Origin of the sequence: Kribbella pratensis, assembly GCF_004366075.1 — a bacterium.
In the GTDB taxonomy this organism is placed as follows: Bacteria; Actinomycetota; Actinomycetes; order Propionibacteriales; family Kribbellaceae; genus Kribbella; species Kribbella pratensis.
The window spans coordinates 2,977,408-2,993,729 of sequence record NZ_SODU01000001.1; the positions used below are offsets into that span (position 1 = coordinate 2,977,408).

The window sequence follows — 16,322 nt, forward strand, 5'->3', positions numbered from 1 at the left end:
CCTCCGTCGAGTGAAATCAGCGTGCGGACACGACGAACGCCGTGCCGGAACCACGCAGGGTACAGGGTCCTTCGGTTCCCGAGGCGAACGCCGACTGCCCTGCGGACAACTTCACAGCAGATTCTTTGCCGACAGCATCGACCGTCCCGTCGACGCAACAGACGATCCGCGGTCCGGCGCCGTCCAGCGTGCGCTCGCCGGACGCCAGATCGACACGGTGCACAGCAAAGTACTCACAACCTGTCTCGTACGTCGCGACGCCGTCGCCGACCGTGGTCGCGGTGAGCACCGGATCGACGAGCGGCGAGAAGTCCACCACCGAAGCCAGCTCGGGTACGTCGACGTGCTTGCTCGTCAGCCCACCGCGCAGCACGTTGTCCGAGTTCGCCATCACCTCGAAGCCGAGCCCCCGCAGGTACGCGTGCACGTTCCCGGCCGGCAGGTACACCGCGTCGAACCGCTGCAGCCGCACCCGGTTCAGCAGCAGGGCCGCGAGTACGCCGGGATCGTCCGGGAAATCCGCGCACAGCCGCGAGATCGTCTCGCGCTCCAACGCGAACGCGTCACCGGTGTAGGTGTCGATCGCGAACCCCAGCGCGGCGACCAGCGGACGGATCGCGTCCCGGTCCCGGCTCATGAAATCGGTGAACGCCTCGCGCAGCTTGCCGTTCCGCAGCAGGTCCGTCAGGTCGCCGAATCCGGCGGGTCCGAGGGCGTCCAGCAGCGCGACCGTGCTCTCCAGCGGCCGGAAACCGACCAGCGCGTCGAACGGCTCGAGCGCGATCAGGATCTCCGGCTTCGGCCAGGCGTCCTTGTAGTTCCGGTCCGCGGCGTCCCGGGGGATCCCGTCCGCCTCGTCGCGCGCGTAGCCGTCGATCGCCTGGTCCCGGGACGGATGCGCCTGGATCGACAACGGCTGCGCGGCCGCGAGCAGCTTCGCGAGGAACGGGAACCGGCCGTCGAACCGCTCGGCCGTCTCCGCGCCCAGCACCGCGGCCGGATCCGCGGACACCACGTCGTACAAGGTGTCGCCGTTCGGCAGCACCGACGGGGCGGACTCGTGTGCGCCCATCCACATCTCTGCTTGCGGCTCGCCGGTCGGCTGCACCCCGAGGAGCTCGGGGAGGGCGGTCGGCGAACCCCACGCGTAGTCGCGGATCGTGTTCTGGAGCGGGACTACCACGCCGGGTCCTCCGAGGGGTTGCGTGGCTCGACCGGGTCGTCCACGGTCGCCATGCCGTACCGGCCGAGGCCGATCCCGAGGTACGCCGCGGCGTACCGGCCCTGCTGGGTCAGAGCGGCGTACCGGGCGACGTCCGTGCCATTGGCCTGCCTGATGGTGTGCACGCGGACGTCGTGTGCCTCGGCCTTGTACTCCAGCTTGCGACGGGTGTCGGCGATGCCGGCCTCGTCGACACCGTCGTCCAGGATGATCAGCGCTGGGCGTAGCTCTTCCGGCTTGTCGAACGGGTCGGCGAACAGGTCCCGCGGCGGCTGGTTGAGCACTGGCAGGAGATGGCCTGCGTCAGCAGCCAGCGCCGGCCGTCCGCTGGCCAGCCGCAGCGCCTCGACGACACGGCGGGCAGCACGCGCAGCCAGGACAGAGCCACCCCAGACCAGCGGCAGCGCGTCCGCCAGCACCAGAGCGAGCTCCTTCGCCGGGTTGGACGACACGTCGTTGTTGGGCGAGCATTCGATCGCAACGTCGTCCAGCAACGCCGCAACGGACTTGTGGTCGACCTCCGGGCCCAGCTCCATCTGGTGCAGCGCCTGCAGTACGGCGACTGCGGCAGCCAATTGGTCGTCCGACTGGGACGGCAGCCGGATCGCATGCCGGAGACCGGCCGAGGCGATTGCCACGGGTGAGTCCTCCGGCGCAGCCACCATCAGCCCGCACCCACGCCGTACCGCTTCGCCCGCGGCGGACACTGCCTCCGTGTCCTCGGCAGCACCACCGAGGACTATCACCAGGTCCAGCGGACCGGCCCACCCGGGTAGCCCCGGTCCTGGCCAGGCGAGGAACGGAACCGGGCAGACCGGCTCCAGTACCGCCCGGACCAGCCGGGCGTCCCGACCGGCGGCGACCACGGCCCGCGGCCGGAAGCCGTCGGACTCCAGCTTGGTCAGCACGTCCTCGGACGCTTCGAGCTCGGCCCGGATCCGCGCACCGGCCATCGCCAGCCGGCGCAGCAGGTGGTCCGCCGCCTGGAGTGCGGCCGGGTCGTCCAGCCGGGTGTCGTCGAAGACGCTCATCAGCTCGGTGTCAGCTCTCTGTCGCGGTGGTTTCCCTGGTGTCCCGGGCCTCGTCGATCAGCAGCACCGGGATGTCGTCACGCACCGGGTACGCCAGCCCGCAGGCGGCGTTGGTGCAGATCAGCTCGTTCGCCTCGTCGTCCACGCGGAACTCCGAGCGGCACTTCGGGCAGACCAGGATGCTCAGCAGGTCCGGGTCCAGATTGACTGCCATTCAGTTCTCCTCCACCGATGCGCCGGTGATCAGGGCCAGTACTTCGTCGCGGACGCGTTCCATCTCCGGCCGGTCCGCTGCCTCGACGTTCAGCCGCAGCAACGGCTCCGTGTTCGACGCACGGACGTTGAACCACCACTGTCCCGCCGACACGGTCAACCCGTCCAGATGGTCGACGGTCACGCCGTCGACGCCAGAATATGTGTCTTCGATCGCCGCGACGGTCGCCGCCGCGTCCTCGACCTTGTTGTTGATCTCACCGGACGCGACGTACCGCTCGTACTCGGCGAACAGCTCGCTGGCCGGCTTGTCCTGCTCACCCAGTGCGGCGAGGACGTGCAGTGCGGCCAGCATGCCGGTGTCGGCGCGCCAGAAGTCGCGGAAGTAGTAGTGCGCCGAGTGCTCGCCGCCGAACACCGCGTCGGTCTCGGCCATCTTCTGCTTGATGTTGGAGTGCCCGACCCGCGTTCGCACCGCCGTACCGCCGTGCTCGGCGATCAGCTCCGGCACAGCCTTGGAGGTGATCAGGTTGTGCAGAATGGTCGAGCCGGGGTGCTTCGCGAGCTCCCGTACGGCGACCGCACCGGTGACCGCGCTCGGCGAGATCGGGTCGCCCTTCTCGTCCACCACGAAGCAGCGGTCCGCGTCGCCGTCGAAGGCGAGGCCGAGGTCGGCGCCGGTCTCGCGGACCTTGGCCTGCAGGTCGACCAGGTTCTTCGGGTCGAGCGGGTTGGCCTCGTGGTTCGGGAAGCTGCCGTCGAGCTCGAAGTACAGCGGGACGATCGTCACCGGCCCCTCGGCGAACACCGCCGGGACGGTGTGGCCGCCCATACCGTTGCCGGCGTCGACGACCACTGTGAGCGGGCGGATGCCGCTGAGGTCCACCAGATTGTGCAGGTGGTCGGCGTACGCCGTCAGCAGGTCCTTGTGCGTGATGTGACCGCTGGTGGACCCGGCCGACGGCCCCTCGGTCAGGGCCTTCGCGACCAGGTCGGCGATGTCGCGCAGCCCCGAGTCGGAGCCCACCGGAGCAGCGCCCGCGCGGCACATCTTGATGCCGTTGTACTGCGCCGGGTTGTGGCTGGCCGTGAACATCGCGCCGGGCAGGTCGAGCCGCCCGGACGCGAAGTACAGCTGGTCGGTGGAGGCCAGGCCGATGTCGATCACGTCCGCGCCGGTGCTGGCCACGCCCTCGGCGAACGCGGCTGCCAGCGCCGGGCTGGACGGCCGCATGTCGTACCCGACGACGACCGCGCCGGGCCCGCCGAGCACGTCCAGGACCTCGACGAACGCAGCCCCCGTCGCCCGGGCCACCGACTCGTCCAACTGGTCCGGCACAACCCCCCGGACGTCATAAGCCTTGAAGATCCCCGCAACATCAACCATGCACGGACCCTATCCGGCCCATCGGAAAAGCCGAATCTCAGCCTCGATCCTGCGGCTCCAGGCAACAACTGGGCATCGTTGTCAGCAGGCGTCCTGACGTTGCCCCTCTGGTTTCGTATGTTCGGTCCTTGGTCACCGAGCGGCGTGGCCTGGCGGCTGGGGGGTGGCCAATGACGTTCTTGCGGCAGGCTCTGCGCTACCGCAGGTCCCAAGGCCTGGTCCTCGGCGGGATCAGCCTGTTGATCGGCACGTGCGCGGCGTTCGCGCCCTGGTTCGCCCGGGCGGTCGAACAGACCGTCACGACCGAGGCCTTGACGCACCAGTGGAACTCCGCGGCCTGGCAGCTCAAGACGACGCCGTCGACCGCTGTCGGCGGACCGGCCGAGTCGGCCCCGCCGGAGGACCTCGCCCAGTTCGTCCCGGCCGACCTGAAGGAGCTGTTCACCCCACCGGTCTACGGACGGACCGCCGTAGTGATCTGGGGTCGCGGCAACGAGAGACCGACCGTCCAAGGCCGGGTGGTGTGGCGGGACGGCTACTGCGCCCGACTCGAACTGACCGCCGGCCGGTGCCCCCGCGGCCCCGGTGAGGTCGCCGCATCGACAGCGGACGCGAAGAACTTCGGCCTGGCGGTCGGGACGACGCTCAGGGCCCAGACCGCCAGCGACCCCGAGCGCAGCCCGCTCCGCGTGGTCGGGATCTACCAGGCGGACGCCGAAGCCACCTACTGGTTCGGCCGCAGACCGATCGGGAACTCGCGGCCGGCCAGCGACTCCCAGCCCCCGTTGGGCGACTTCCTGCTCGCCGAACGTGGCACCCTCTCCGCGGGCAACTGGGACGCCTACTCGACGCTGGACACCCGCCCGCAGCCGGGAAGCGTGCGAGTCGACGACCTGGACCGGATCCGGCAGGTGACCGATCAACTCGAAGCCCAGATCGCCGAACGCGGCGTCGACGCACAGAACAGCTCAGGACTGATCGGGGTCGTCGACGGCATCCAGGCGGAGCGACGGCAGGCCAGGACGATCATCCCCCTGGTGATGGTGCAGGTGGCCCTGTTCGGAGTGGTCGTGCTGGCGCTGGCGCTGGCCACGGTGGTCGACCAGCGCCGACCGGAACTGGCGGTCTCGCGACTGCGCGGGTCGGGCACCGGCGCGACCGGCCGGACGCTGGCCGTCGAGCTGAGCGTCCCCGTGCTGCTCGGTACATTGCTCGGCTTGGCGGCCGGTTTCGCGATGCTCCTCGCCGTACGAGCGGCCTGGCTGGACGGACTGGCACCGCTGGAGGTGCCGTGGACGGTTCCGGCAGCGGTCGCTCTGGCGGCTCTGGTCGGGCTGGCGGTTGTGGCGCTGTCGGTTCGCACCGTCGTCCGGCGGCCGATCTCCAGCCTGCTCCGGCGGATTCCGCTCCGCGGACGCCACCGCACGATCGGCCTGATCGATCTCACCGTCATCGTCGTCGCGTCGGCCGGGCTGGTGACCGGACTGACCAGTGGTGGACGAGGCCCGCTCCCCATCCTGACCCCCACCTTGCTCGCTCTGGCAGCGGGACTCGCCCTCGCACACCTCCTCCTGCCGGTCGCGGGGCTGGTCAGCCGGCAGGCGCTGCGCAGCGGGCGGCTCGGTCTCGCGCTCGGCGCTCTGCAGGTAGCCCGGCGCCCGGCCGTGACGCGACTCGTCGCCGTGGTCGCCGTCGCGACCGGCCTGGCCTCGTTCGCCGGTCAGGCGGCGTCGGTCGGCGATCGCAACCGGGACACCAGGGCCGGCTACGAGACCGGCGCCGAGGCGGTCCTCGCGATCGGCTCCACCAACCTCGGCGTCTTCACCGCGGCAGCCGACAAGGTCGATCCGGACCGGCGGTGGCTGACCCCCGTCGTACTCACCAGTCCGCCGTCCGCGGAGAGCCTGCGCGCCGTGCTGATCGAGTCGGACAGCTACCACCGGATCGCCTTCCACGGCGATCGGCTCACCGATGCCGAGGGGTTCCGCAAGCTCCGGACACCCACCGAGCCGAAGCCGATCGAGCTGACCGGTCAGCGTCTGACGGTGACCGCCGAGGTCGGCGCGATCACGCCGTACGCGCTACCCGCCGGCGAAAACGTGATTCCTGTCCCCGAGGAGCCGGCCAAGTCGGTGATCCTGCAGGCGACGGTGGTCAACCAGCGCAGCGGCGGGCGCTATCTGGTGCGCTTCCCGCCGATCCCGCTGGGTCGCCGCGGTCCGGTCACGCTGAGTACGGCGCTCGGCTGCCTGCCGTCCTGTCAGCTGCTCCGGCTCGGGGTGTCCCGCGAAGTGGGCGACACTGCCGGTGTCAAAGGCGAGATCGCGATCAGCCGCCTGGCGACCGACACCCAGCAGTCGGTCCCACTGGGCCGGATGCAGGACTGGACGAACAGCTCGCAGGCAGGAGCCGACCAGGGCAGCATCGCGGCCAGGAACGCGCCTGACGGGCTGGCGCTCGACGTGACCAGCCTCGGCGGCGAGCTGAACCTCCAGTACGCCGCGGTCCCCACGCCGGTGCCGGCGCTGGTGAGCCCGGACGCCGTCGGCGAGGCTCTGACGGTGCCCGGCCTCGACGGGATCTCGATCCCGATCGCCAAGCTCGGCAACCCTCAGATCCCGGTGCCACGCCACACCGACCGGGTCGCGGTCCTCGACCTGGAGACCGCCCGCCGGGTCGGCGGGGGCGTCGACCGCGCTTCGACGGAGTTCGAGCTCTGGCTCAACGCCGACGGGCTCGCGAACGTCGGCAAGATCATGGACGGCCTGACCGCGGCCGGGGTCACCCCCACACTCGTCGACCGGCGGTCGGACCGGATCGACGGATACGGGCGCTCCGCCAGCGCACTCGCGCTCCAGCTCACTCCGATCGTCGGAATCGCCAGCTGGGCCCTTGCGGTCATCGTGCTGCTGCTGATGGGCGTCAGCTCCTGGCGCTCCCGGGCCCAGGACTACGCGAGCCTGCGGATCAACGGCGTACCGGCGAGCACGACCGGAGGGGCCGCGCGCTGGGAACAGACCGGACCGGTCGCGCTGGCAGCGCTGCTCGGGTCGGCCTGCGGCATCATCGGCGCCCACATCGCGCTCCCGATGTTCCCGCTCTTCGCGGAGACCGCCGAACCGTCGCCGATTCCGCTCGACCTGGCGATCAACTGGTCCGGAGCGGTGATCCTCTGGGTGGCCGGCACCGTCGTGCTGACGGCGACAACGCTCGTGCTGGGCACCAGCGTGAACCGGCGGGCGGGCTACGGCCGGATCCGGGAGGACCTGTCATGAGCGGACTGGCGATCAGTACCAGCGGCCTGGTCCACATCTACCGGAGCCAAGGCCACGACGTCGCTGCCCTGTCGGGTATCGGGATCACTGTGCGACCCGGTGAGTTCGTCGGTCTGCTCGGCCCGTCCGGCGCCGGCAAGTCCACGCTGCTTCAGCTGTGCGGTGGTCTGCTGACGCCGAGCGCCGGGCGGCTGCAGATCGGCGAACACAACCTGACCACGATGACCGAGCCCGAGCTCGACCGGATGCGCGCCCGTGACGTCGGCATCGTGTTGCAGGGAGCCGGGCGCAACCTCATCCCCTACCTGTCCCCCGTGGACAACGTCCGTTACGCACAGCGCGCCGCGTCGCGCGATCGGTCCTTGCCGGCGCCGGAGGACGTACTCGACCTGGTCGGTCTGACCGACCACGCCCGAACTCCGCTGCCCTCGCTGACGCCTGGCCAGATCCAGCTCTGTGCGGTGGCAGTGGGGATCGCCACGTTCCCCGGCCTGCTGCTGGCCGACGAACCCACGAGCCAACTGGACCACCGGGCCCGGGACGAGGTCCTGGCCGCGATCTCGACCATCAACACGAGCACCGGCATGACGGTGCTGCTGGTCACCCACGACCCTGATGTCGCCGCAGTGCTCCCCCGCACCGTGACCATCCGCGACGGGCGGATCGCGTCCGAGGGGCGCAGCGGCGAGGAGTTCGCGGTCGTCGCCACCGACGGATCGCTGCCGCTGCCGCCGCACGTCGCCGAGTTGCTGCCTCCCGGAACCCTGCTCCGCGTCACCACCACCGAGGCCGGCGACGTTCGCCTGAGCCCTGTACAGCAAGAAGGTCAGTCGTGATCACGGTCACCAACCTCACCGTCGCCTACGACGACCTGATCGCGGTGGCGGACGTTTCCCTGCGGGTGCCGCCCGGCTTCGTTCTCGCGGTCAGCGGGCCGTCCGGGGCCGGCAAGAGCTCGCTGCTGTGGGCCGTCGCCGGAGCGGTCCGGCCGAGCTCCGGCCAGGTCGAGGTGGACGATCTCACGATCAGCGACCGGCCGGCGGCCGCGGCTCACGGCGTCGTACTGATCCCGCAGGGCAACGGCCTGGCCCGGGTACTGACTGCCCGGGAGAATCTCTGTCTGCCGCTGCTCGCCCAGCGCACCGACCCGGAAGCGGTCGACCGCCAGGTCGAGCAGGCACTGGCCGACGTCGGGCTCCAGGACAGTGGCGACCACCTGGTCGAGGAACTGTCCGGCGGCGAGCAGCAACGCGTCGCCGTCGCCCGTGGACTCGCCCAGCAGGGCCGCGTCATCCTCGCCGACGAGTCCACCAGCGAACTCGACGGCACGAACCGTGAACGAGTCCTCGACCTCCTCCGCCGCGAAGCCGGCCGCGGCGCCGCGGTGATCGTGGCTACCCACGACCTCAACGTCGCAGCCGGCGCCGACGGCCACGCCATCATGGACGAAGGCCACCTGACCTGGCAGCGGAAGCTCTGACAGGTCAGGCCTTCTCGAACCAGCCCGGGTTCTTGCGGTGGTGGACCGTCGGCAGCTGGCGGGGGCTGGTCGGTGCGGCCCACTTGGCGGCGTTGGCGATGATCTGCTGGACCTCGGGCTGGTGGTACGTCGGGTACTCCTGGTCGCCGGGGCGGAAGTAGAAGACCCGGCCCTGGCCGCGGCGGTAGCAGCAGCCGGAGCGGAACACCTCGCCGCCGGAGAACGAGCTGACGAACACCAGCTCGTCGGGCTGCGGGATGTCGAACAGCTCGCCGTACATCTCCTCGCGCTCGATCACCAGCGGGTGCGGGATGCCCTGCGCGATCGGGTGACCGGCGGCGACCGTCCAGATCAGCTCGCGGTCGTTCTCGGCGCGCCAGTCGAGCGAGCACGTCGTACCCATCAGTTTGATGAAGATCTTGCTGAAGTGCGCGGAGTGCAGCGCGATCAGGCCCATCCCGGACAGCACGTGCTGCTGCACCCGGTCGACGATCGCGTCGTCGACATCACCGTGCGCGGCGTGCCCCCACCAGGTGAGTACGTCGGTGTCGGCGAGCACTTCCTCGGTCAGACCGTGCTCGTCCTGCTGCAGCCACGCCGTACGGACGACGACGTCCTGGCCGAGCTTGTCCCGCAGCGCCGCCGCGATCGTCTCGTGCATGGTGTCCGGATAGACCTTGCGGACGGACTCGTCGCGGCCTTCGTGGACGTTCTCGCCCCAGACGGTGACGCGAATGGCTCCCTGATTTTGCTCAGTCATTGAGCACAACCTCTCGTCCCGCCTTCGCCGAGGCGTAGCAGGCGTCGATGATCTCGGTCCGCAGCAGCGCCTCGGACCCGTTCTGGCCTTCCCACTCACCGCTCTTGACGATCCGGACGAACTCCCGGACCACGGCGCGGTGACCGAGCCCGGCGCCGGTCGCCGGCTTCACCTCGGCCGGTACGCCGCCGACGTCGGTGAAGATCCGCAGCGTGTCCTCGTTGGTGTAGTTCTGCACCTCGATCTTGGCGCCGCCGTCGGTGCCGAACAGCTCGATCCCGAAGTTGTCGCCCGGCGCCCGGAACGTCGCCCAGCTGGTCTCCAGCTGCAGCGCGCCGCCGCCCTTCAGCCGCAGGTACGCCGTGGCGAGGTCCTCCACCTCGAACGCCGATCCGAGCGTGTTCGCGTTCGGGTCCCGGCTGCCCTTGCCGCGCGGGCCGAGTTCGGCGAACGTGTCGGCCGACACCGTGCTCACCTGCGGCTCGCCCATCAGGTGCAGCGCCATGTCGAGGATGTGGACGCCGAGGTCGATCAGCGGCCCGCCGCCGGACAGCTCCCGGTTGGTGAACCAGCCGCCCATCCCGGGGATGCCGTTGCGGCGCATCCAGTGCGCCTTGGCGTAGTAGATGCGGCCGAGCTGGCCCTCGTCGATCTGATGCTTGAGCGCCGCGACGTCACCGCGCTCGCGGTGGTTGAACACGACCTTCAGCACCCGGCCGGCCTGCTTCGAGGCCTCGACCATCGCGGTGCCCTCGGCCAAGGTCCTGGCCAGCGGCTTCTCGGACAGGACGTGCAGCCCCTTCTGCAGGGCCGCGAGCGCGATCGGGGCGTGCAGCTGCGTCGGCGTACCGATGCTGACCGCCTCCAGCCCCGGGGTCTCGAGCAGGTCCTCCCACCTCTCGTACAGATGCGGTACGCCGTGCTTCTCGCCCAGGCTGGTCAGGATGTCCTTCTCCAGGCCCGCCAGGCCGATCACCTCGACGTCCGGAAGCTCGGAGAACGCCTCCAGCGCCGTCCGCCCGGCAAAGCCCAGTCCTACGACACCGACCCGCAGTTTTTGATCGTTCACAGACACGATCCTCTCCCGATGACAACGAAGGTCACAAACCTCGATCCACAGTACGGAACAGGTTCGAACACCGCTGGGAGGGGTGGCGTGTCAGTCGTCGTCTGTGTCGAAGTCGGGGTCGATCTGTTCGGGGGACAGCGCCAGGACGTCGGCGAGCTCCAGGACGAGGGCGGAGCGGACCAGCCAGGACAGTCCGGCGCCGGAGCGTTCGGCGCGGAGCTCGATCGGGCGCCGGAAGACCACGATCCGGTACGGCTCGTGCGACGTACCGCCGGTGGCGTGCGTGAGCGGGATCTCGGTGGCGTCCAGGTCCAGGTTCGGCACGTCCTCGATGGCGAACTCGACCCGCGCGACCACCTGCGGCAGCCGCTTCTCCAGCCGCGTCACCTCGATCGCGACCACCTCGTCGAACTGCGCGGCGGCGGACCGCTGCAGCGGCAGACCACGCGGCGCGAACGTGCTCGGCCGGCTGATCGGGCCGAGCATGCCGCGCCCGTGGCGGTCGATGTGCCTGCGATGACGGCGAGCCTCGGTCACGCGCTCAGCCTAGTGGGCGTAATGTCTGGTCGTGAGCATCGCCAGGATCTGTTCGCGCGCCGGATGTCAGAAGCCTGCCGTATCGACGCTCACCTACGTCTACGCGGACTCGACCTGTGTCCTCGGTCCACTCGCGACGTACGCCGAGCCGCACTGCTACGACCTGTGCGCCGACCACGCCGACCGCCTCACCGCTCCGAACGGCTGGGAAGTCATCCGGCTCGCCCCGGACCCCGCAGCCGCCGGCCCGTCCTCCGACGACCTGGAGGCCCTGGCGAACGCGGTCCGCGAGGCAGCACGTCCGCTCCCCCGCCGGGAGCCTGGTGCCGGTACGCCGGGCGCCCCGGTCGAGGTAGCCCGCCGCGGCCACCTCCGCATGCTGCAAGACCCCGGCGCCAACACCAACGAGGGCTGAGCTACCTGAGAGCGGCGCTGACGTCCGGCTGGGCGCCCAGCTGAGCGCGGAACACCAGCGACGTCGTCAACGGCCAAGCGGCCACCTGCGGTACGTCGTCCTCGGCCGGCTTCGCCGCCGGCATCAACGTGACGCCCGCGACCACAGTCCCCCGCGTCTGCTGCACCATCAGGTACGTCGGCCGCGGCTGCGCCGGGAACGAGATCTGTGTCGTCGCGCCACCGACGACGTCCAGCGCCCGCGTGGTCAGCACCCGGTCCGCCGCGTCCCGGAGCTCGAACTTCACGCTGCCGGTCTTTCCCGGCGCGGTCACCTGCAGCATCGCCGGCTGCTTGTGCGCCGGAATGACCAGGTACGCCGGTCCGGTCAGCGCCTCCGCCGAACCCAGCGACGAGAACTCGGTCCGGCTCGCGTCCGTGGACCGCACCGACGCGGTCACCGGCTGGTCCGAGGTCACGGTGATCGCGCTCGCGTCACCGTGCAGCACCGAGTCGAGCATGAACGTCTTCACAGAGCCGGCCGCGATCTGCACGGTCTCCAGCCCGGCCGGCTTGAACGGCCCGTTCGGCCCGTTCACCGTCAGGCTCGCGGTCGCCTGCAGGTCGGTGGGGTTCGCGACCGACAGGATCCGCAGACCGGCACCGGGTGCCACCGCGGGCACGAACACCTTGGTCGCAGGGGGCGCTGAGGTGTTCAGCCAGTCCACGCCGCCCGGCTGACTGCCGTTCGTCGCATTGGACCGGACGGCGGCCGCTACCCGGCCACCTGTCGACTCCACGTGCAGGGCGATGTCACGCAGGTTCGGAGCAACCTGCTTGAGGAACAGCTCGGCCGTGCCGAGTGCCGGGACCACGATGCCCCGGGCCGCCGGCAGGTCCTGCGCACCGGTCCGCGCGTACACGCTGACGTTCACTTCCGCGTTGATGCTGTCCAGGTTGGTCAGCACCAGCACGTCACGCCGGTCGCTCGCACCGGAGGCTCCGACGAACCAGAAGTCCGAACCGGGCACCTGACACGGCACGCTGGCCATGCCGCGGTTCACGCCGTCCTGCGCAGTCGTCGTACTCGTGCCGACCGTCCCCGCGGCCAGCGGTCCTGTGCCCTTGATGGACAGCGGCTCCGGCTTCACGACCGACGCACTCGAACCGATCGTTCCGCGCTTCAGCAGCGAGCCGACCGGGTCCGACGTGGCGGGCAGCGGAGCGATCGTCAACGGTTCGGCGGCCCCTGGCGCGGTCGGCGTACCTTCGGGCAGCGTCGGTGCCACTCCGTTCACCACGCTGGTCATCTTGCCGCCGGGAGACAGCGCCGGGCAGGACAGCGCCGTACGGTTCACCACTGTGCGCGCCGGCTCGGTGACGGCGGCCTGCGCGCGGGTGTCGGCCTTCTCGGGGTGGATGACCACTCCGATCCCTGCCAGCGCGGCCATGGCAACGACGACGGCTCCGATCCGGAGACGCGGGTCGGACAGCAACCGGGTCACCGGTCCCTCCTCGCGTGGGTGCCCTGCGGTACGGCGACGGTGCGGCGCACCGTCGGCAGACAGAAGATCAGTGCGAGGATCCAGCCGATCAGACCGAGGATGCGCCAAACCGTGTGGGTCTGGTCGACCAGCGGCGTCTCGCCCTTGATCTTCGACCGGTCGACCAGCCACGAGGCGTCGCCGTCGTTCGCACTGGCCCTGGTGAGGCCCGGCAGCGAGTCGAGCGTCGACTGCAGCGTCGGGTCTACCGGACCCGGCAGGTACACGTAGTCGATCGCGAGACCGGCCAACTGCCGGCCTTCCTCACCACTACCGCCGCCACCGAGCGTCGCCAGGACATCCGTGAGCGGTTTGGTCTGTGCCGCGGTCGGCGCCGCCTCGAGCGCTCCCATCCGCGGTCCGCCGTTCTTGACCAGCGAGAACCGCATCTGGCCTTCGGGCGCCTTCCGCACCACCAGGATCGACTGGTTGTCCGGTGGATCCTGCGAAGCGACCAGGTACGCCGGCAGGTCCTGAGCGGGACCACGCCACAACGGACCGTCTGCCCCACGCACGAGCCAGAAGCCGGCCGTCACCACGGTCGTCAGCAACACGATCCCGAGCACACCCTGGACGATGATCTCGGTGGACTTGCCGACCGAGTCCCAGGCAACCGCCACGGTGATGATCCAGCCTGCAGTCATCAGGAACATCAATGGCCCGCTGCCACCGCCGAGCCGGCTGGCAACCAGTGTCGCGGCCAGACCGGCCAGCGCGGCGAACCAACCGACCAACTCGTATCGCTGCCGCGACTGACGCAACAGACTGACCAGAGCCACCAGAATCAGCGGTACGGCGAACCACCAGGGCGCCGGCGCACCGACCGGCGTACCTGTCAGCAGATGCGGCAGGCTGTCGCCCGGACCGATCGCGGCGGTCGGCGGACCGCCCGCCTCCTGCCCCAGCTTCGAGGGGTGCCGCACCAGGTCCAGCGTCCACGGCAGCACGAGCAGCAGGCCAAGCACAACCGAGAAGACCAACTGGCGCCCCTGCCGCCGCCAGCCCAGCCCCAGCACCGCGCCGAAGACCAGGATGACGCTGACCAGCAGAGCCAGAGCCGGCGTGAACGCGAACAGCACCGCCAGACAGATCCCCGCGAACCACGCGGCCCGCCAACTGCCCTGAACAACCACGCGCCGCCGTCGGGCAACGGTGTGGACAGCGGCACCGAGCAGTGGCAGCACGATCGCCGCCACACACGTCCCGATCCGCCCCTGCGTGATCGCACCGTTCGTGAAAACAGCCAGCCCGTACGCCGATGCACCCCAGGCCCGCGCGACACGGTCGACGACGAACGCCCGCAGCAACGCCCACGCAGCCAGACCGGCCAGTGGTACCGCGCCGAGCAGCAGAACGTTCACCGCACCGGTGGGACCGAACATGACCGTCGAGAACGCCCAGAACTGCGCCAACCATGCAGGTGGCGTTACGCCTGGCGGAGCCGACGCAGCTGCGTGCCACAACGCCGCAAGGTTCTCCTGCGCGGGCAGCAACAGGTTGGACCGGAGTACGCCGCCGCCGATCAGATCGCGCGCCGCGATCAGCGCACCGATCGCCAGCACGACCCATGCGATCAGGAACGGCCGCCGAATCAGCTGACGCCGCCACCTCGGCTGGTCGACCGCTACGCGCGCAGTGGACTTGGCACGTCGGGCGGTGGTGACGACTTGCTCTTCCGGCTCGTCCGCCCAGGCTTCGCGGATGCGCTCGGAGATCGTGCTGGTCGTCTCCTCCAGGTTGTGCCGCAGTGCGTGCACGGACCGGGAGAACAGTCCCTTGATGTCGTCGTACGGGACCTGGTCGAGACTTCGGCGGTTCTTGCGTGCTTGCGTCCAGCCGCCGGCCAGCAGGGTGCCGAGCAACGCGGTCCACTCGTCGACGGCGCCCGACGGTGTCTTGCCGAGCAGGAACCAGATCGACCGCATCACGGTGCCGAGGAGGAACCGCAGGATCAGCAGCGGAAGCAGTTTGCCGGGAGCGTTCGCGAGAACGGTGTAGTACGCATGGGCGCGGTCGAGCTGGTACGCGTGCCGTCGGGTGCCGGCCAGTGCTCGCTCGCCGGTCGCCGCGGCCTGCGCGTGGTAGACGACCGCGTCGGGCGCGACCCCGACCTGGTAGCCGGCGCGGCTGGCGCGCCAGCCGAAGTCGATGTCGTCGCGGAACATCGGCAGCCGCGGGTCGAAACCGTGCAGGGCCTCCCAGACGTCGCGGCGTACCAGCATGCCGGCCGAGCTGACCGCGAGCACGTTCCGCGGCTGGTCGTGCTGGCCCTGGTCCAGCTCGCCGTTCTCGATGCCGGTGTCGCGGCGGCCGCCGAGTGACGTGGTGACGCCGACCTCGAGCAGTTCCCGGTCCCGCGGCCAGAGCCGCAGCTTCGGGCCCCAGACACCGGTGTTCGGCGACATAGTGGCCTGGAGCAACAATTTCTCCAGGGCCTTCGGCGCCGGCGCGCAGTCGTCGTGGAGCAGCCAGAGCCACTCCACCACAGGCATGTGGCCGTCGTCGCCGTACGGGCCGACGGCACTCGGGATGGGCGCGAAACCGTGCGTCTCGAGACCGCGGGCCACCGCCATCCCGAAGCCGGTCCGCGCGGAGACGCTGACGACCGGCTCCACGCCGGGCATCGCAGCGAGCAGTTCGGCGGTTTCGTCGGTGGATCCGGTGTCGACCGCGATCAGCCGGTCCGGGCGCGGGTTGAGCGCCCACAACGCCTCGGACAGCCGCGGCAGCCAGGCCGCGCCCTCATGCCCGACCACCACCGCGGTGACGACATGCCGGACCCGCGGACGACCCATCGGGTCGTCGATGTGATCGGTCGGGAAGTCGACGGAGTCGAAGAATTCCCAGCCGGCCGGGGCTTCTTGTTCCATGCGGAGCTGTGACACCTCGATGCTTGCGGACGGTCACCGTGACCGCAGTCCCGGCGAGGACTCACCATACAGCCGCCGTCGGAGTGTCCGAAAAGCCGCGGGCCCTGGTCCGGAAAGCCGCGGGCCCCGGGGTGATCACCCCGGGGCCTCGCGGAAGTCCTACGTGAAGTTGTTCGCTGCGTCCGGGCCGTCAGACGGCCTTCTTCTTCAGCTTGCGGCGTTCCCGTTCCGACAGGCCGCCCCAGATCCCGAAGCGCTCGTCGTTCTGCAGCGCGTACTCGAGGCACTCGCCCCGGACGTCGCAACCGAGGCACACCTTCTTGGCCTCGCGGGTGGAACCGCCCTTCTCCGGGAAGAAAGCCTCTGGATCGGTCTGGGCGCACAACGCCCTTTCCTGCCAGTTCGGCTCCTCCTCGATCGCCTCACCGTCGACAATCGCCATCAGCTCTGTCACGGTACGACCTCCTCGACCCTGTTCGTTCCCCTGTACATGTGGGTTTGCGGTCCACATGCCTGACCTCGTCCGTCCTGCGCTCTGCAA

The 16,322-nt window shown here is 70.1% G+C and carries 14 protein-coding genes; 4 read left to right on the plus strand and 10 right to left on the minus strand.

The annotated features are described in order from the left end of the window. Window positions 1–16: 16 nt before the first annotated feature. Genes manA through EV137_RS14305 form a run of 4 tightly spaced genes read right to left on the minus strand, consistent with a single transcriptional unit; the run spans window position 17 to window position 3,853 of the window. The gene (manA, locus tag EV137_RS14290) at window positions 17–1,183 is read right to left on the minus strand and encodes a mannose-6-phosphate isomerase, class I (protein ID WP_133997648.1); all 1,167 of its coding nucleotides are present in this window, start codon (window positions 1,181–1,183) and stop codon (window positions 17–19) included. Beyond that, window positions 1,177–2,253, minus strand: coding sequence for an SIS domain-containing protein (locus tag EV137_RS14295; RefSeq protein WP_133997652.1), 1,077 nt, complete (start codon window positions 2,251–2,253; stop codon window positions 1,177–1,179). Before EV137_RS14295 ends, manA begins: the two co-directional genes overlap by 7 nt. A gap of 10 nt (window positions 2,254–2,263) precedes the next feature. Continuing rightward, window positions 2,264–2,467 carry a Trm112 family protein gene (locus tag EV137_RS14300; protein ID WP_133790278.1) on the minus strand — a complete coding sequence of 68 codons (204 nt, stop codon included), beginning with the start codon at window positions 2,465–2,467 and terminating at the stop codon, window positions 2,264–2,266. After that, the gene (locus tag EV137_RS14305) at window positions 2,468–3,853 is read right to left on the minus strand and encodes a phosphomannomutase/phosphoglucomutase (RefSeq protein WP_134129081.1); all 1,386 of its coding nucleotides are present in this window, start codon (window positions 3,851–3,853) and stop codon (window positions 2,468–2,470) included. A gap of 170 nt (window positions 3,854–4,023) precedes the next feature. On the opposite strand from EV137_RS14305, the gene EV137_RS14310 reads away from it, so the two are divergent. The 3 genes from EV137_RS14310 to EV137_RS14320 are packed head-to-tail and all read left to right on the plus strand — an operon-like array spanning window position 4,024 to window position 8,608. Beyond that, window positions 4,024–7,128, plus strand: a complete 3,105-nt coding sequence (locus EV137_RS14310; protein ID WP_134129083.1) for an FtsX-like permease family protein — start codon at window positions 4,024–4,026, stop codon at window positions 7,126–7,128. Next, window positions 7,125–7,964 carry an ABC transporter ATP-binding protein gene (locus tag EV137_RS14315; RefSeq protein ID WP_134129085.1) on the plus strand — a complete coding sequence of 280 codons (840 nt, stop codon included), beginning with the start codon at window positions 7,125–7,127 and terminating at the stop codon, window positions 7,962–7,964. Before EV137_RS14310 ends, EV137_RS14315 begins: the two co-directional genes overlap by 4 nt. Further along, on the plus strand, window positions 7,961–8,608 hold the full coding sequence (locus EV137_RS14320; protein ID WP_134129087.1) for an ABC transporter ATP-binding protein: 648 nt from the start codon (window positions 7,961–7,963) through the stop codon (window positions 8,606–8,608). The genes EV137_RS14315 and EV137_RS14320 overlap by 4 nt, the downstream gene beginning before the upstream one ends. 4 nt (window positions 8,609–8,612) lie before the next feature. Here the strand turns inward: EV137_RS14320 and EV137_RS14325 are convergent, their stop codons facing one another. From EV137_RS14325 to EV137_RS14335, 3 genes are all read right to left on the minus strand, one after another. Beyond that, window positions 8,613–9,368: a ThuA domain-containing protein gene (locus tag EV137_RS14325; protein WP_134129089.1), complete on the minus strand. Its 756-nt coding sequence runs from the start codon at window positions 9,366–9,368 to the stop codon at window positions 8,613–8,615. Next, on the minus strand, window positions 9,361–10,443 hold the full coding sequence (locus EV137_RS14330; RefSeq protein WP_238175292.1) for a Gfo/Idh/MocA family protein: 1,083 nt from the start codon (window positions 10,441–10,443) through the stop codon (window positions 9,361–9,363). The genes EV137_RS14325 and EV137_RS14330 overlap by 8 nt, the downstream gene beginning before the upstream one ends. A gap of 84 nt (window positions 10,444–10,527) precedes the next feature. Then, window positions 10,528–10,974, minus strand: coding sequence for a metallopeptidase family protein (locus EV137_RS14335; RefSeq protein ID WP_238157444.1), 447 nt, complete (start codon window positions 10,972–10,974; stop codon window positions 10,528–10,530). A 31-nt stretch (window positions 10,975–11,005) separates the two neighbouring features. Here EV137_RS14335 and EV137_RS14340 point away from each other — a divergent pair, with 31 nt between their 5' ends. Then, on the plus strand, window positions 11,006–11,389 hold the full coding sequence (locus tag EV137_RS14340) for a DUF3499 domain-containing protein (RefSeq protein ID WP_130382495.1): 384 nt from the start codon (window positions 11,006–11,008) through the stop codon (window positions 11,387–11,389). 1 nt (window position 11,390) lies between these two features. Here the strand turns inward: EV137_RS14340 and EV137_RS14345 are convergent, their stop codons facing one another. The 3 genes from EV137_RS14345 to EV137_RS14355 all read right to left on the minus strand — a co-directional run bounded on the left by EV137_RS14345 (window position 11,391) and on the right by EV137_RS14355 (window position 16,223). Continuing rightward, entirely contained in the window at window positions 11,391–12,872 is a 1,482-nt protein-coding gene (locus EV137_RS14345) for a DUF5719 family protein (protein ID WP_134129092.1), read from the minus strand. After that, complete coding sequence (locus tag EV137_RS14350; protein ID WP_133997673.1) at window positions 12,869–15,781, minus strand: glycosyltransferase family 2 protein; 2,913 nt, start codon at window positions 15,779–15,781, stop codon at window positions 12,869–12,871. The genes EV137_RS14345 and EV137_RS14350 overlap by 4 nt, the downstream gene beginning before the upstream one ends. Window positions 15,782–15,971: 190 nt before the next feature. Then, entirely contained in the window at window positions 15,972–16,223 is a 252-nt protein-coding gene (locus EV137_RS14355; protein ID WP_020389877.1) for a WhiB family transcriptional regulator, read from the minus strand. Window positions 16,224–16,322: the final 99 nt, after the last annotated feature.

What these genes read in the sequence shown, in the direction of transcription:
- EV137_RS14325 (WP_134129089.1), bottom strand. Translation starts at nt 9,368, where the DNA reads ATGACTGAGCAAAATCAGGGAGCCATTCGCGTCACCGTCTGGGGCGAG.
- EV137_RS14355 (WP_020389877.1), bottom strand. Translation starts at nt 16,223, where the DNA reads ATGGCGATTGTCGACGGTGAGGCGATCGAGGAGGAGCCGAACTGGCAG.
- EV137_RS14350 (WP_133997673.1), bottom strand. Translation starts at nt 15,781, where the DNA reads ATGGAACAAGAAGCCCCGGCCGGCTGGGAATTCTTCGACTCCGTCGAC.
- EV137_RS14295 (WP_133997652.1), bottom strand. Translation starts at nt 2,253, where the DNA reads ATGAGCGTCTTCGACGACACCCGGCTGGACGACCCGGCCGCACTCCAG.
- EV137_RS14310 (WP_134129083.1), top strand. Translation starts at nt 4,024, where the DNA reads ATGACGTTCTTGCGGCAGGCTCTGCGCTACCGCAGGTCCCAAGGCCTG.
- EV137_RS14305 (WP_134129081.1), bottom strand. Translation starts at nt 3,853, where the DNA reads ATGGTTGATGTTGCGGGGATCTTCAAGGCTTATGACGTCCGGGGGGTT.
- EV137_RS14300 (WP_133790278.1), bottom strand. Translation starts at nt 2,467, where the DNA reads ATGGCAGTCAATCTGGACCCGGACCTGCTGAGCATCCTGGTCTGCCCG.
- EV137_RS14315 (WP_134129085.1), top strand. Translation starts at nt 7,125, where the DNA reads ATGAGCGGACTGGCGATCAGTACCAGCGGCCTGGTCCACATCTACCGG.